This window comes from Priestia sp. P1_B12_1, assembly GCF_056406695.1.
Genome location: NZ_JBFTZR010000004.1, coordinates 237,470 through 251,152, shown reverse-complemented (window position 1 = coordinate 251,152; position 13,683 = coordinate 237,470). Strand labels below are relative to the sequence as shown.

20 protein-coding genes are annotated in these 13,683 nt (G+C 35.3%); 6 read left to right on the top strand and 14 right to left on the bottom strand.

The genetic code is table 11. The annotated features are described in order from the left end of the window. The first annotated feature begins 94 nt into the window (after positions 1-94). Positions 95-1,141: a 2,3-butanediol dehydrogenase gene (locus tag AC1D0Y_RS16095; RefSeq protein WP_028409435.1), complete on the top strand. Its 1,047-nt coding sequence runs from the start codon at positions 95-97 to the stop codon at positions 1,139-1,141. A 332-nt stretch (positions 1,142-1,473) separates the two neighbouring features. On the opposite strand, the gene AC1D0Y_RS16090 is transcribed toward AC1D0Y_RS16095, so the two are convergent. The 7 genes from AC1D0Y_RS16090 to AC1D0Y_RS16060 form a co-directional block, all read right to left on the bottom strand. Then, positions 1,474-1,683, bottom strand: coding sequence for a hypothetical protein (locus tag AC1D0Y_RS16090; RefSeq protein ID WP_060745214.1), 210 nt, complete (start codon positions 1,681-1,683; stop codon positions 1,474-1,476). Between the two features lie 243 nt (positions 1,684-1,926). Then, positions 1,927-2,232 (bottom strand): hypothetical protein, encoded by a 306-nt coding sequence (locus AC1D0Y_RS16085; RefSeq protein WP_060745213.1) that lies wholly within the window; start codon positions 2,230-2,232, stop codon positions 1,927-1,929. A 240-nt stretch (positions 2,233-2,472) separates the two neighbouring features. Then, positions 2,473-3,126 carry an ABC-2 transporter permease gene (locus tag AC1D0Y_RS16080; RefSeq protein WP_060745212.1) on the bottom strand — a complete coding sequence of 218 codons (654 nt, stop codon included), beginning with the start codon at positions 3,124-3,126 and terminating at the stop codon, positions 2,473-2,475. Beyond that, entirely contained in the window at positions 3,127-3,978 is an 852-nt protein-coding gene (locus AC1D0Y_RS16075) for an ABC transporter ATP-binding protein (protein ID WP_060745211.1), read from the bottom strand. A 294-nt stretch (positions 3,979-4,272) separates the two neighbouring features. After that, positions 4,273-4,512 carry a hypothetical protein gene (locus AC1D0Y_RS16070; protein WP_060745210.1) on the bottom strand — a complete coding sequence of 80 codons (240 nt, stop codon included), beginning with the start codon at positions 4,510-4,512 and terminating at the stop codon, positions 4,273-4,275. Between the two features lie 56 nt (positions 4,513-4,568). Next, a complete protein-coding gene (yidC, locus tag AC1D0Y_RS16065; protein WP_477707780.1) occupies positions 4,569-5,333 on the bottom strand; it encodes a membrane protein insertase YidC in 765 nt (254 codons plus the stop codon). A 21-nt stretch (positions 5,334-5,354) separates the two neighbouring features. Next, the gene (locus AC1D0Y_RS16060) at positions 5,355-5,645 is read right to left on the bottom strand and encodes a hypothetical protein (protein ID WP_060745208.1); all 291 of its coding nucleotides are present in this window, start codon (positions 5,643-5,645) and stop codon (positions 5,355-5,357) included. Between the two features lie 291 nt (positions 5,646-5,936). On the opposite strand from AC1D0Y_RS16060, the gene AC1D0Y_RS16055 reads away from it, so the two are divergent. Further along, on the top strand, positions 5,937-6,218 hold the full coding sequence (locus AC1D0Y_RS16055) for a DUF4190 domain-containing protein (RefSeq protein ID WP_060745207.1): 282 nt from the start codon (positions 5,937-5,939) through the stop codon (positions 6,216-6,218). Positions 6,219-6,778: 560 nt separating this feature from the next. Here the strand turns inward: AC1D0Y_RS16055 and AC1D0Y_RS16050 are convergent. Both AC1D0Y_RS16050 and AC1D0Y_RS16045 read right to left on the bottom strand, forming a co-directional pair. After that, a complete protein-coding gene (locus AC1D0Y_RS16050; RefSeq protein ID WP_060745206.1) occupies positions 6,779-7,036 on the bottom strand; it encodes a hypothetical protein in 258 nt (85 codons plus the stop codon). A gap of 57 nt (positions 7,037-7,093) precedes the next feature. After that, positions 7,094-7,501 (bottom strand): DUF1878 family protein, encoded by a 408-nt coding sequence (locus AC1D0Y_RS16045; RefSeq protein ID WP_033580205.1) that lies wholly within the window; start codon positions 7,499-7,501, stop codon positions 7,094-7,096. 168 nt (positions 7,502-7,669) lie between these two features. On the opposite strand from AC1D0Y_RS16045, the gene AC1D0Y_RS16040 reads away from it, so the two are divergent. Then, positions 7,670-7,870: a hypothetical protein gene (locus AC1D0Y_RS16040; RefSeq protein WP_060745205.1), complete on the top strand. Its 201-nt coding sequence runs from the start codon at positions 7,670-7,672 to the stop codon at positions 7,868-7,870. Positions 7,871-7,932: 62 nt separating this feature from the next. Here the strand turns inward: AC1D0Y_RS16040 and AC1D0Y_RS16035 are convergent, their stop codons facing one another. Beyond that, positions 7,933-8,376 (bottom strand): hypothetical protein, encoded by a 444-nt coding sequence (locus AC1D0Y_RS16035; RefSeq protein ID WP_060745204.1) that lies wholly within the window; start codon positions 8,374-8,376, stop codon positions 7,933-7,935. 114 nt (positions 8,377-8,490) lie between these two features. Here AC1D0Y_RS16035 and AC1D0Y_RS16030 point away from each other — a divergent pair, with 114 nt between their 5' ends. Both AC1D0Y_RS16030 and AC1D0Y_RS16025 read left to right on the top strand, forming a co-directional pair. Further along, entirely contained in the window at positions 8,491-8,661 is a 171-nt protein-coding gene (locus AC1D0Y_RS16030) for a hypothetical protein (protein ID WP_016766569.1), read from the top strand. Between the two features lie 14 nt (positions 8,662-8,675). Beyond that, the gene (locus AC1D0Y_RS16025; RefSeq protein ID WP_060745203.1) at positions 8,676-9,449 is read left to right on the top strand and encodes a Cof-type HAD-IIB family hydrolase; all 774 of its coding nucleotides are present in this window, start codon (positions 8,676-8,678) and stop codon (positions 9,447-9,449) included. A 426-nt stretch (positions 9,450-9,875) separates the two neighbouring features. Here AC1D0Y_RS16025 and AC1D0Y_RS16020 read toward each other — a convergent pair whose 3' ends face one another. Further along, positions 9,876-11,129, bottom strand: coding sequence for an erythromycin esterase family protein (locus AC1D0Y_RS16020; protein WP_060745202.1), 1,254 nt, complete (start codon positions 11,127-11,129; stop codon positions 9,876-9,878). Positions 11,130-11,269: 140 nt separating this feature from the next. Next, entirely contained in the window at positions 11,270-12,343 is a 1,074-nt protein-coding gene (locus tag AC1D0Y_RS16015; RefSeq protein ID WP_477707779.1) for a beta-carotene 15,15'-monooxygenase, read from the bottom strand. 239 nt (positions 12,344-12,582) lie between these two features. Between AC1D0Y_RS16015 and AC1D0Y_RS16010 the strand changes: the two genes are divergently transcribed. Continuing rightward, positions 12,583-12,885 (top strand): hypothetical protein, encoded by a 303-nt coding sequence (locus tag AC1D0Y_RS16010; RefSeq protein ID WP_060745200.1) that lies wholly within the window; start codon positions 12,583-12,585, stop codon positions 12,883-12,885. Positions 12,886-13,143: 258 nt separating this feature from the next. Here AC1D0Y_RS16010 and AC1D0Y_RS16005 read toward each other — a convergent pair whose 3' ends face one another. Then, positions 13,144-13,272 (bottom strand): hypothetical protein, encoded by a 129-nt coding sequence (locus tag AC1D0Y_RS16005; protein WP_255257705.1) that lies wholly within the window; start codon positions 13,270-13,272, stop codon positions 13,144-13,146. 41 nt (positions 13,273-13,313) lie between these two features. Beyond that, positions 13,314-13,640 carry an antibiotic biosynthesis monooxygenase family protein gene (locus AC1D0Y_RS16000; RefSeq protein WP_060745199.1) on the bottom strand — a complete coding sequence of 109 codons (327 nt, stop codon included), beginning with the start codon at positions 13,638-13,640 and terminating at the stop codon, positions 13,314-13,316. Positions 13,641-13,683 lie beyond the last annotated feature (43 nt).

The following is a 13,683-nucleotide window of genomic DNA, read 5'->3' as shown; positions in this document are numbered from 1 at the left end:
TAACAATCGTTAATATTAACTAAATTTACCATAAGCATATCTGATTGTATACTTATAGGTATAGTAAAAGAAATGACACAAGGAGATGTAGTATATGAAGGCGCTAAGATGGCATAATCAAAAAGATATTCGTCTTGAAGAAATAAATGAACCGGTTGTACAGGCTGGTCAGGTAAAAATGAAAGTTAAATGGTGTGGAATTTGCGGTAGTGATTTGCATGAATACTTAGGCGGTCCCATCTTTATTCCAGTTGATAGACCGCACCCTCTCACTAATGAGGTTGCTCCAGTGACCCTTGGACATGAATTCTCAGGTGAAGTAGTAGAGATTGGAGAAGGTGTAACTCGTTATAAAGTGGGTGATCGTGTCGTAGTTGAGCCAATCTTTGCTACACATGGACACCAAGGTGCTTATAACCTAGATGAACAAATGGGATTCTTAGGTTTAGCCGGAGGCGGTGGAGGTCTTAGTGAATATGTTGCTGTAGACGAAGAACTTTTATTCAAACTTCCAGATGATTTATCTTATGAACAAGGTGCTCTAGTAGAACCAGCGGCAGTAGCTCTTTATGCAGTACGTTCAAGTAAAGTGAAAGCAGGAGACAAAGTTGCTGTATTTGGATGTGGCCCCATTGGACTTCTTGTCATTGAAGCGTTGAAAGCAGCAGGTGCAACCGATATTTATGCAGTTGAATTATCTCCAGAAAGACAAGCGAAAGCAGAAGAATTAGGAGCAATCATCATCAATCCTGCTGAAGTTGAAGATACGGTAGCTGAAATTGGTAGATTAACTGACGGTGGCGTAGATGTATCTTTTGAAGTAACAGGCGTACCTATTGTATTACGTCAAGCAATCCAATCTACAGGAATTGGTGGAGAAACTATTATCGTTAGCATATGGGAAAAAGGAGCAGAAATTCTACCAAATGATATTGTAATTAAAGAACGAACTGTTAAAGGAATCATTGGCTATCGTAACGTGTTCCCAGCGGTATTATCTCTTATGCAAAAAGGATACTTCTCAGCCGAAAAGTTAGTAACGAAAAAGATAGCTCTAGACGATGTAATTGAAGAAGGGTTCGAAAGCCTGATTAAGGAAAAAAACCAAGTTAAAATTTTGGTTGAATCAGAACAGCGATAATAAGGATTTCTCTAGGCCACTGATAGTAATTAGTGGCTTTTCAGCTCTTTAATAGGATTCAGCCGAGATGTGTGCAGAGTTCCATCAACATAATTTAACAGTGTAGAAGAATTAACGAGTGAACTCCAGGACTATCCCCGTTGATTTAATTATATTCGAATCCATGGGATGCTTAGTTACATGAATTTCATAGATTACAGACTTTAACACCTAAAAAAATTGTTTCATCTAATACTAACATATCAATAGGTTAGTTCATGAGGACTAGACAGATATAAAATACGCCACCTTTTCCAACAAAATAAAGAACTAGGGGCCATTCCATAAATAACTTAGCTATGAAACTTTTTATTTTCTTTGTTCTTTTGGTACTCTACAAAAAATGAGACCGGGACTGCTCCAATACCTATACCTATTGAAATAAACAGCGCCTGGTTTAGCTGAAGACTCGTATTTCCTGCTGCTTTACTATAAATCATAAAACATACGAAGCTTAAAAGGCCTATAGCTAAAGGAATGAGCGCGTGCTTGTACCATTTCATTGTATTAATCTCTCCTCTTTTATAACAGGATAAAGTTAGAAAAACCCCCAGCTTCCAAGGTTATGATCATTTCCAAATTATCACATCTTCTTTTCCTTCCTTTTCCTTCTTTTCTTCTTGTTAAACAAGTTTAGCCAAATAGTCAGCAATGCCTCTCCAGAACATACGAGTCCTCTTGAAATCATACAAAAATAAAAAAGGCAGGGTTTCTCCTGCCTTTTTTGCATATGTAATTCCTCTTCACTATGTCAACTCAGCGCTTTTAGCGAGCATAAAAGCAGAGATACTAAACAACACAATAAATAAAGAAGCGGCATGTAACAGTAAAAAAAGAAATTTTTGACCGCCTTTAATGAAGAGCGAATAAATCATTCCTAGGATTGTTACTAAGATTAAAAGTGCTGCTGCTATTTTAATTACTATAGCAAAGAAAGCTCCCACAAATACAATTGACGGAATAAAAGATGCTACAATAATGATATACAAAATCAGTGTAGCAATAAAAGCGTTTTTTGATACGTTTGAAGCCTGTTTAAACGAATTCCCCATATAATCTCCTTTCTCATTTTAAAACTGCATCTTTTACTATAATACATGTGTATAGAGGACACAATTAACTTTTGTAAAAGTGCTTATCCCTCAAGCTTGATCACCAATCATATCGGCTATATTTTTGAGATCTTGTTTGCTTAGTTTATCAAATGTTGTGGCTGTTTTTTTGTTTGAATTATTTGTTGATAAATAGCCTTAAAGAACGCTTTGTAGTCTTTACTTCAAAACCAATTCATACTAAAATTCTCTCTTCCGGTAGATAGACAGCGCAATAAAGTAAGAAGCAATATACATCCCCACTCCAAAGAGAGTATATAAGATAGGAACATGCAAAGAAGAAGCGATCGGTAAGCCGGATGCTGCTAATATTTCAACTATATACCCAACAACTCCTTGTAAAGCAATCGCAACGAAAAGACCTCCCATTCCACCTCCAAGTACTATTCCGTCAGATTTCTCTGCTCCGAATACATAAAGAAGCGGATAAGCAAGTGCACCGGCAAAAAGGACGATAAATGTACCAAATGAAACGATATTTACTATATTCTCTAATGCACTCTTAGAAATAAGCGAATACATTGAGAAAACACCATAGGATAGGATGGTTCCGCTGACGACAATTAAAAAATAGAAAACATAGTGGCTTTGCACCACATTTTTTCGACTGATCGGAAGAGTAAGCACGTATTTGTCATAGCCGGTTTTACTTTCTAATTTGATTACTTCAAGCGCCGGCATTGCCATTAATAAAATAATTAACATCGCTATAATACGGTAAAATGAAGGGTCCTCAAAATAAAAGATGACCGCAGAAATAACTATGGCGAGCGCTGTGTAAGTCAAAAAGCTTCGGTGAATGAGGTAGTAGTTCGTTAACAATAGACCTCTCATTTACATTTCACTCCTCGTTAAAAGCACGCTTAGTTCTTCCATAGACATCGGTTCAGTTACAGTCTCATCTGGCAGCTGATGCTTATCTGATACGAGTACACGGACAGACGTATCATACGTTCTTTTTGCCACTACTACATCTTCAGGAAGCAAGTTCAGCTGTTCTTCCTTCATAACGGCAATTGCATACTCCTGAAAAACTTTCTCTTTTTCTTCATTTAATAAAACCTCACCGTTTTTAATCACAACAAGGTGGCTCGCTATTTTTTCGACGTCGCTCATAATGTGAGACGAAAGCAGTATTCCGCTGCTGCCATCGCTGACAAATGCTTTTAATTCATCTAGTATTTGCTCTCTAGACGAAGGATCCAGTCCTCCTGTCGCTTCATCTAACAGCAATAGTTTAGCACGGTGAGACAGCGCTACAGCTAGAGATAATTTCATCGACATGCCGCGCGAAAACATATGTATTTTTTTATCTTCCGGCAACGAAAACGAACGAATCAACCGGTGAAAACCAGCTTCTTCCCAGGAATTAAATAGTTTCTTAAAAACGTTGTTTAACTGTTTTATGGTCAAAGAAACCGGCAGATTAATCGCATCAAACACGACTCCAATATCTTCTTTAATCGTCGCATCTGTATTCAAATTGTCTTCACCAAATATTTCGACAGTACCGCTATCTCTCGAAATTAATCCTAGTACTGCTTTAAACGTCGTAGATTTACCCGCTCCGTTATCACCAATAAATCCCACAATCGATCCAGGAGGAACATGAAAGGAAACATCTTTTAAAACCTCATTTCGGCCAAACGATTTCGCCATGTTTCTAACTTCTAAAAGATTTGTCATTTGTTCACTTCACTTTCTCTATTAGTAGAGTTAGGTGGAGTCATAGAAAGTAACTAATTTAGTCATTTTGACAGCACACAGAATCACCTTTTATTTACAAAAATGACTATTCAATACCAATTATAGCTAGTAAACTATAAAAAGTCGATGATAACATAAAGGTTTGCTGCCTCTTCATTTGTTTTTGATGACCGTAATATGTATGACAACATCTGGCTGTACTATTCTTGCCTGACCTATTTAGCGAAATCACAAATAAAAAAAGGATCTGCTATAAAAGATCCTTTTTCTTCACTATAATTGATGACCCTGCTTTTTTTCTTTTTCACTTAATACGTAGTCGGTTATAAAACCAAGAATAAGTCCGACGGCTACCGGTATTAAACCGCCTTTTGCTTCCATTTGAAAATTTTCCGGTTTATTTACATAAATCCACTGAACTGACAGTAACGAAATATGAAATGTATTGCCGATAAAAAATAAAAGTGCTATGGTGCCAATTGTTACGCCGAATGAAAGAATATATTTCTTCATAATGCTCCCTCCTTTCACTAAAAGGCTGCTCCTAACAGAGCAACCTTTTAATCTCTTTATTTTGCTTCAAGCGCTACTTTTTCTTGAACAACCTTCTTTAATACAACAGACTGAAAAATCATAAACAAACTGCCCGTCATCCAGTATATAACAAGACCAGATGGTGAAAAGATTCCAAATGAAAGCACCATGAGAGGCGAAAGAATTCGAGATAACACTGCTTGCGATTGATTCACTCCTTCTACATCACTTTGCATAACTTTTGACTGTAAGTACGTAGCAACTGCCGCCGCGATTGGAAGAATAAAATACGGATCCGCATGTCCTAAGTCAAGCCACAAAAAAGATGATGCGCTAATTTCATCTATTCGTCTAATCGCGTAGTACACAATTGAAAAGACCGGAAGCTGGACAAGTAAAGGAAGGCAGCCCATAAGAGGATTGGCTCCATTTTCTTTAAGCAGTTCCATCATTTCACGCTGATATTGCTGCTGACTCTCAGGATCTTTATTTTTGTACTTCTCTTTTAGCTGTTGAAGCTGAGGCTGGATACGTTTATTGCTCAGCTGATTTTTATATTGAAGAATGTTTAAAGGCGCCAACAGCATACGTACACCAACGGTCACAAGCATGATGGAAAAGCCAACGCTTTGATGAAGCCACGTATTTCCTATAAACAAAATGAGCAGTGAAAAAGGATAAATAAAATAGTGATCCAAAAAGTGAGTGTGCGAACTTTGAATTACGTTTGCTGAATCACAGCCGGCAAGTAGAAAAATGGAAACAAAAATAAAGAAAAGCTTCTTTTTATGTTTTAACATTTATATTCCTCCAGTATTTTTTTAGTTAAACGAAAAAAATACTGGCGAATGCGGACCTTCATCATCTTGTTCACCTATTGCTTCTTGTCTGTGAACAGAATGTATAAATTTAAATTTGTGATACACGCAGCATATGAGATTCTGAGCGCATAAAAGATTCACGTTTTGTATGAGATACATGTCTTCTTGCTTCAGGCAAACATGCTTATGTATTGTTTGAAAGGTAGCTAGTTTAATAGCCGCATGTACAAAAAAGGCCGTCATAATCGCAAATGACACATACAGAAAAGCATCCGGTATAAACAATTCCATTTATTCACATCCTTATGGATTATTGTATCATATTTTCCTTAATTTAGGTTAATTGATTTTATGACGCAGAATCTGCTATCTCAGTAAATATACTCTACAAAGCTGGTTTTCTTATAGGAAAGTCAAAAGCTGCGTTTCTTTTGCACATACCTTCATACGTTTGATAAAACAACGAATAGAACATATACTGGGGCACATATAATTCTAAAAATTTCTACTTTTATTAGGAAAAAGGATATTATTCCTTTTTATGGTATAATCAAAAAATATAATTTATAGGGAGTGAATTCATTGGAAACTAATACAAAACCTCAAGTAAACACCAACTCTATTGTTTCTCTAACTCTAGGTATCGTATCTATTTTTATTCCAATCATTGGGTTTATTACAGGGATTATTGGAATCATCTTCTACAAAAAAGCATCAAATCAAATAGCTGCTACGTATCAAAGCGGTAAAGGACTCGCGATTGCCGGTCTGATTTGCAGTATAGTAGGCATGATTTCTCAGCTACTCTTTATATTAGGAATTATTACGTTTATGTTTGGAGGAACAACGGTTGACTATGAATAAAACAGGTCAATTAAAAATGTAAGAAAATCGAGATTTAGATAGGGTTATTGAAATTTCTATATGAAAGAATAAAAGCTTGATTTTCGACTATCCGAAAATCAAGCTCTTGAAATTTAAACGTTATGACTCATTGTTACTACGCCTATAGCTCTTAATATAAATTGCAAAGGAGAATGAAAAATTAAATCTATCGTTGAATCTAGAATAAAAGAAATCATAATTGTTCTACTTACTTTACTACTAGTAATCTCTGTATTAATTAACTGTTCTAGCTTTTTTAATAGTTCAGAGATAAAAACTTTGACCTCAAGATGTTATGATAACGGCGGAGAAGCCATAGTAGAAATACATAATTCAATTATTAATGATTATTCTTTTGAATGTAAATAAATGAGTTAAAAAACAGCTGGTTACTTAACAAGCTTACTTAAAAGAGGGATAACGATGTAGCCCTCTTTTATACGTTAAAAAGCTGTATGAAGTCAATGACAAAGTAAACACCACAAAAGTTCTTATCCACAACGATTCATAATTTCATCGTTGTACTTCTTATGTACGAGCTATGAGAAAAGATAGCCGGTAAAGATAATAAACCCTGTTACTAGGATTAATCCACCGCTAATTATTACTGTCAAAATACTTCTCAGAGCCGATACCCAATTGTTTATTCCAAAGAACCCTGCGATACCAATACAAAATAGAATAATTGCTAAACAAAGATTGATATTCAATAACGCTGGATAATAAAAAGCGATGAAAAAGAAACCAACGCACAGTAGCGTAAAGATAAATGACCAGAAATTAACAATTCGCGCCATCTCACCTATCCTCCTCTACTTTTAAAATTTCCACGTTTAAACACACTCTTAGATTATTTATTTCAAATCTATTTTTAAACGCTGCAATAAAAAGTCACATACTTCCATTTGAATACACTGCTTCTTTAAACTGCACAATAAATATTCTAGTTCAAATTCCTGATAAAAGATTTTAGCAACAACCGATTTTAATTCCTCTAAAGTTGGTTGTTCTGACGCATATAATTTATCCAACGGAAGATTAAATTGAGAGAACAGCTGATCATTTTGATAAAAGGTAGAAATGTCTTCACCCTTGATTCGACAGCTAAACACACCTAGCATGTTTAAAAATGCCTTTACTTGGTTTTCTTCAAATTCATGATCAATCACAAACATAAAAAAAGGATGTTCCTCTGCGTTAATCATGTGCTTCATGAGACTCATTTGATATTTTAATAGCTTCACTTCTTTTACGACATCCAACTTCTTCCCATCTTTCTTTGAAAAATGATCCTACTATACTCTGTGAATTTTACCATAATCTAGTAGTGTCAATAAACCGTTTATAGAAAATTACTTTGTAATGAATGGAATAATAAGGTATATTGTTATAAATGGTAATAATTTCATAAACTGAAAGCGAGGATACATATGGGCCTGTTACTAATTGCGGTTATTATCACGCTATCCATCATTTTAGATTACTTTATTTTTGACTATGAAGATAAGCACTGGGGCTGGCTAAAGAAAGCTTCTACACCTGTTAGAAGAAGTGTTATTGGCTGTTACTTGCTTATGTCGTTTGTTATTTATTTTGGTTTGAGCTTTCCGTATATTAAGCCTTTTTTATAAATATTAGTCTGCCTAAACTGGTTAGCCTATAACTCTTATCTAAAGGTTATAGGCTAATCCCCTCATTTCACCACCACTACAAATTGTTTGTCTTCAAATTTCAACATTTCCCCTAATTCATAGATATACTTCTTTTTGTCTAATTTATAATACTTTCCAAAATACAGCGTTTTTAAGTTAATACTCATATCTAGACTTAAATCTTTTTCATCCGCTTCATCACCGTCTAAGCATGAATATAATTCAATGTGACAGCCCTCTATCAGCTGTTCTTCAATATAAGTAAACAGCCCTCTTATCGATTTAGGATGTGTATCACAAGATAATTCATAGATATATGGCAAGGTGAATACGTGCTTGATGTCGCTATACCCGTCGGTTAAACGATTAACACTAATACCGTACGCATCTTCTTCTTTTTCATAGATTGTAATCAACTTTTCTTTTGTGCCAAAACTTCCTGTAGGCAATTCATAAGGAGATCCTATATAGTGATGTACAGTCATATTCGTCACTTCTCTTTCTCTTTGCTTATATAAAATACTATTATTCTATCACTCTTATTAAGATTACATACAAATACAAGGAAAATATGTATAATAAAACCAGTAGATGACAACATGAAAAAACTACTGCCTTTTCTATTTCTAGCGGCTCTTTATTTGTATGACTCTTCATACAATCATACTGCTTTTTTACATAAACCGGTTGTTTCTGCGTTTTTATATGTAGCTGCTATTTTTGCCTGTGCGCTACTGCTTGTAAATGTAAAAAAAGATCGAGCTGTTTAAATAAGGAGATTACTATGAGCTATAAAATTGTATTCTTTGACGTAGATGGAACTCTTACTCATCACGAAAACGGGACTATTTCCACCAAAACTCGAGAGATTGTAAAAAGTTTAAAGCACAAAGGATTAAAAATCGTAGCCGCTACCGGAAGGCCTTTATCTCTCTGTGAAGAAATTAGAGAATTAGGTATAGATACGCTCATTACCGCGAACGGGGCGTTTACTGTACACGATGAAAAAGTTATTCATAAGCTGTCCATGGATAAGGACGTTGCGCATGAAGTCTTTGAATACGCAGCCTCGCAAAATCACGGTCTTTCATTTTATACAAAAGAGCTCAGCATGAACGGGATTAAAGATGATAATATTTTAAAAGCCCTGAAGGAAACGCTATCGCTCAGTGATTATCCTCAAATTAATGAGCGTATTTATGACGAAGATATTTATTTAATGTGCTTGTATGCCAATGAGGAAACCGCCGAGCAGTATGCACAGCGATTTCCTCATTTACTATTTAAAAGATGGCACCCTTTTATCGTAAGTGTGCTTCAAGAAGAAATCACAAAATCGGTAGCTATCCTGAAGGTCTTAGACTATTTTAACATCCATCAATCCGAGGCTATTGCATTCGGAGACGGAGAAAATGATATTGATATGATAGAATTAGCCGGCCTTAGAATTGCGATGGGCAACGGATCTAATAAGTTAAAAAGCGCCGCTGATTTTGTAACGAAGAAATCGGGTGAAGACGGTATTGAATTTGCTCTAAAAAAATTCAAAGTCTTATAGAAAAGCAGCACGCTTGGATAAGTCATCCAAGCGTGCTGTTTTTTTATCTCCATAAATGCTTCAGGATGTAGCTCCTCCGATTGAATGACAATGGCAGTCATACCTTCTTCACTTCCCGACATATGCCATTCTCCTTTTTCCCACAGTGCCGCTTCTCCACGTTTAATCGAAATTCGCTTTTGGTCCTCTCCTGTTACCCACCCTTCACCTTCGACTACGATAAATAACTGAGGTATAGGCGCTTCGTGATATCCTACGGTTCCTTCTCCGTCTATATACATATAACCGATCGTAGCTGCTTCGTTTGTTTGAATCATTTTTACGTAAGTAGCTAAATGCGACTGATATTTTTCTACTTTTTTGCCATGTTCTTTACTAAAATTATAGATTTTCAATGTACACCTCTTCTTTGTTCATTACGATTTCTTATTTATTTTTACTGCGTTTAAGATACTCAGGCGTAGACACAGACTCAACAAATAAAGCACCGTCTAGCTGGTCACGCGGTACAAATAAAGTTGGCATAGTACCACTTTCTAAAAAGATCGTTTTAGTAAATATCCATTTGTTGTCTGAGTTTTTTTCAAGCTGTGAGAAATCAGTAAATAAGGCCGGTGATTGCACTTGATGCATATAGTCCTCTAGACTTTTTTTAGGTGGCTTCTCTATTTTATATGGCTGCCCTGTATCCGTATGTATTTCACCTTCATACATAAATAAGCCTAAGTAATAAGACTGTTTTTTTATCTCATTAGAGACAATTGCTCCTAGAGATTCAAATCCCGTAAACGTTTTGTATTGTTTAAAGATATGAAGGTTATGGGCCCAAATAATAATTTTCTCGTCAGGATACAGATCTTGACAAACCCACTCTAGATTTTCTTTCATCCTTTTTTCTCTTACTTTTTTATACGTTCGGTGGTTATGGTGAATATGGTTAATAAAATACAAGCGATTTTGCAGGCATCGAATAATCATTTTAACCTTACATACAAGCTCTTGATTTTCAAGATACAAAACGTATTCTTCATGTAGATAGGCTTCTAAATCTCCTATCACCGCGCTTACTTTTTCTTTAAACTCTTCAAACTCACGTAGCATTTCTGCTGGGACTTTTTTTCTTTTTGCTTTATATTGCCCTAGCTGGTAGTACCATTTATATACGCCTGCTTCAATGTATTCTATCTTTTCTATTACGTCTTCAGACACTACGGGACTCAGCTGCTGAACAAATTTTACGAAAAGATCAGGATTAGAAGAAGGGTTAATATCTATTCCTATTAAACTTAAATCTGATTTTTTCATCAGCTGAAACAAGGGCATATTTTCCTTTGTGGCCCATAAAGAATAAACGGCGTTTTTTAAAAAGGCTTCATCCGTAAACTCTTTCTTTAACTCGTTAGCGCTGTAGCATTCCGCTAAGCCGCTCTCAAATGCCAGTACGGTAAAATTCATTTCTTTATGTAGAAATTCTATTATTTTTGACTTCATCATATTATGTTCTCTTATGTTATGACCGTTTTCCCCTAACCACACAATTCTCTTATCTTTTACGATATGACGGAGAAATTCAAACTCTTGCAGCGTACATTCAGTTGGTTTGCTTAAATGGATTGAGTTTTCAGATAGCCATTCTATAGAGTTTAAATACTTCTCTTTTCTTCTAAAAAAAATCCCCATACCCTATCCCCCTTTGCTACATTACCTATTACTTCCATTTTACTAAAATAAAGCTAACACTTCACTATTTATGTCCGGTAGCTAATCATTAGCAAAAAGACCTTATAGATATCTCTATAAAGCCTTATCTTTCTAGAACTCTAGCTTAACTCATCCCGCTGAGCTTTCTCCAAACGTTCTTTAACTATTTTTTTAAACGCATGAGGATCATCTACGCGAATAGCGACCCGCTGGTATTTCTTTTTGATTCCCATAAAAAGCGTCGCTTCAATTGGAGACTTTAATGTTAGTACAAGATCAGGATAAACTTTTTCAAAATCGCGTGCGATAAATTCAATCGTGGTGTTAGGGATTTTTTGTTCGAGGATGTGAGTGTCTTCTACGATTTTTTCAATATCTTTAAAAGAAATTTCCATACGCTTAGCTAAGCCAAACGAAATGTATATACGATCATCTTCAACTCGTAAAGGGTTAAGCCTTAATGCTTGAATGTCTCCTAAAAAGAAAACAATGCTATAAATATTAAGGATCAGTAAAACGACTGAAAGAATTATAGAGGTATTGTGCAGCAGCCCGTGAAGCCCTAATGTTTCAATGACAATCGCATGAATAATCATAATTTGAAACGTGACAAAACTTGAGCGTTTATACAGGGTAAAGGTGTTGGCTTCATCACTCGGCTTCTTCTTCCACGTTCCAAACGCATAGTAAAACATCAGCATTTCTGAACAAAGGATGTGTATAAACGTTTGTTTGGGGAACTTGTCGTTTACAGCCCGCGAAAAAGAAAATAAAAGCGGTAAAGAGCTTGATTTGATCCTTCTTAAAATAGGCGGTACGTTTTTAACTAGCATAAACAGCAGTGAAAGTTCAAACAAAATAAGTAGTCCTTCTATGCCAACTCCTAGCCACATAACCGACTGAAAAGAAGTGAAGTATTCACTTGGAATGATAAAACGTGCAGCCACAAGGCCTGTAGCCATTAATACAATAAAGTACTTTAGACTGAACTTACGCTGCCAAGCTAGAAATAAGATCGGAGCCACAAGGCTTAAGTCTAAAATAGAACCTACTACTACTCCATTGAAATCACCAGGCAACGACTGAAGTCTAAAAGAAGAATGGTACAAAACGTAATTGGAGCTTATTACTAACAGCAGTAAGAACAGAGCGACAAAAGAAACTGTTTTTTTATGAAGAACCAAACAACCCACCTCACTTTTAGTTGGTGAAACGCGAAAATTCCTGTTACTTCCATTTTAGCAGTGAAGTTGATTTAAATCACTTTGTAACGTGACTTTGTTTTATAAAACCATTTTAAAGATATCTACTTTTTTATAGCGATTCTTCCATACAAATAATTCACAATGTAAAAAGAGTTTGACATTTTTGGAACTGATGCTACAATAATAAATGTAAAATACTTTTTACATTTATTATAAGGAGGAGTAAAATGGATTGGGTTAAAATTGTGTATTCATTCATCCTGTTAGTTTGCGGAATTTTGATTTTTGTTTCATCATCTTCGCGAAAAGGTGACGAAAGAAAGAAGTTTATCAACACGAAGGCTCAATCATACGCATTTGTAGTAGTTATAGGTATGCTGATTTTAGAAGTTGTAGAGTCCATTTATCGGACTTTTCAAGGGAAAAGTTCCTATGATGGCATTGGTATTTCGCCACTAATATTTCTGACGATGATTTCAGTTATATATTTAATAACGTTTCTCACGTACAGAAAAAAATACGGTGATTAAATGAACGATCACAAGTAAGAAATAAAGAAATTGAGCTCATATTTTCTGGTGAAACGATAAATATAACCTCACTTTACAATTAGCTTTTAATACAGCCTCTAGATGGCATCCGACAGTAAATGAGCTGGTTATAAGTGCTTTTAAAAGTAATAACTAGACCTCCTACTGAGGTTTTTTTTATGCACTCTTAAAATAAAACATCTCCCTTAGCTAAAGTCAGGAGATGATATCATAAACGTTGAGTTCATTAGCGTTTTCTTACTCTCTATTCTGTTTCTCAAGTAATTCAATCACTCGATCATTTTGTTTAACAATCGTTCTTAGCTTTGCTTCTAATGAACACAAAGTGATAAAAACGGCTATAAATCCTACAATAGCTAAAAACATAACAGCTTCTCCCCTTTTTAAAACAATTAAACATATACGCCTTACATCTCAAAAAAGCTATGTCTTTCCACTTTACAAATCCTAAGCGAAAACTTTTGATACCATTCTGTTTTCCCTTTGTACTGTGCTGCACGATGGGCTGAGTTTTCTTTCCACATTTTAATTGATTCTAAAGAATCCCAGTATGAAATGGTAATGCCTAAATCTTTGTCCCTAGCACTTTCTATTCCTAAAAAGCCTTTTTGATTAGATGCAAGCTCTACCATTTTGTCTGCCATGATTCCATAACCCTTCTCACCTTCCGTTCTTTCAGAAGCAAAAATAACGGCATAATAAGGCGGTTCGGGGGTTTTAGCAATTCCAGACATATTGATTTCCTCCTTTAGACGTCATATTAATAGTAAAAAAGTA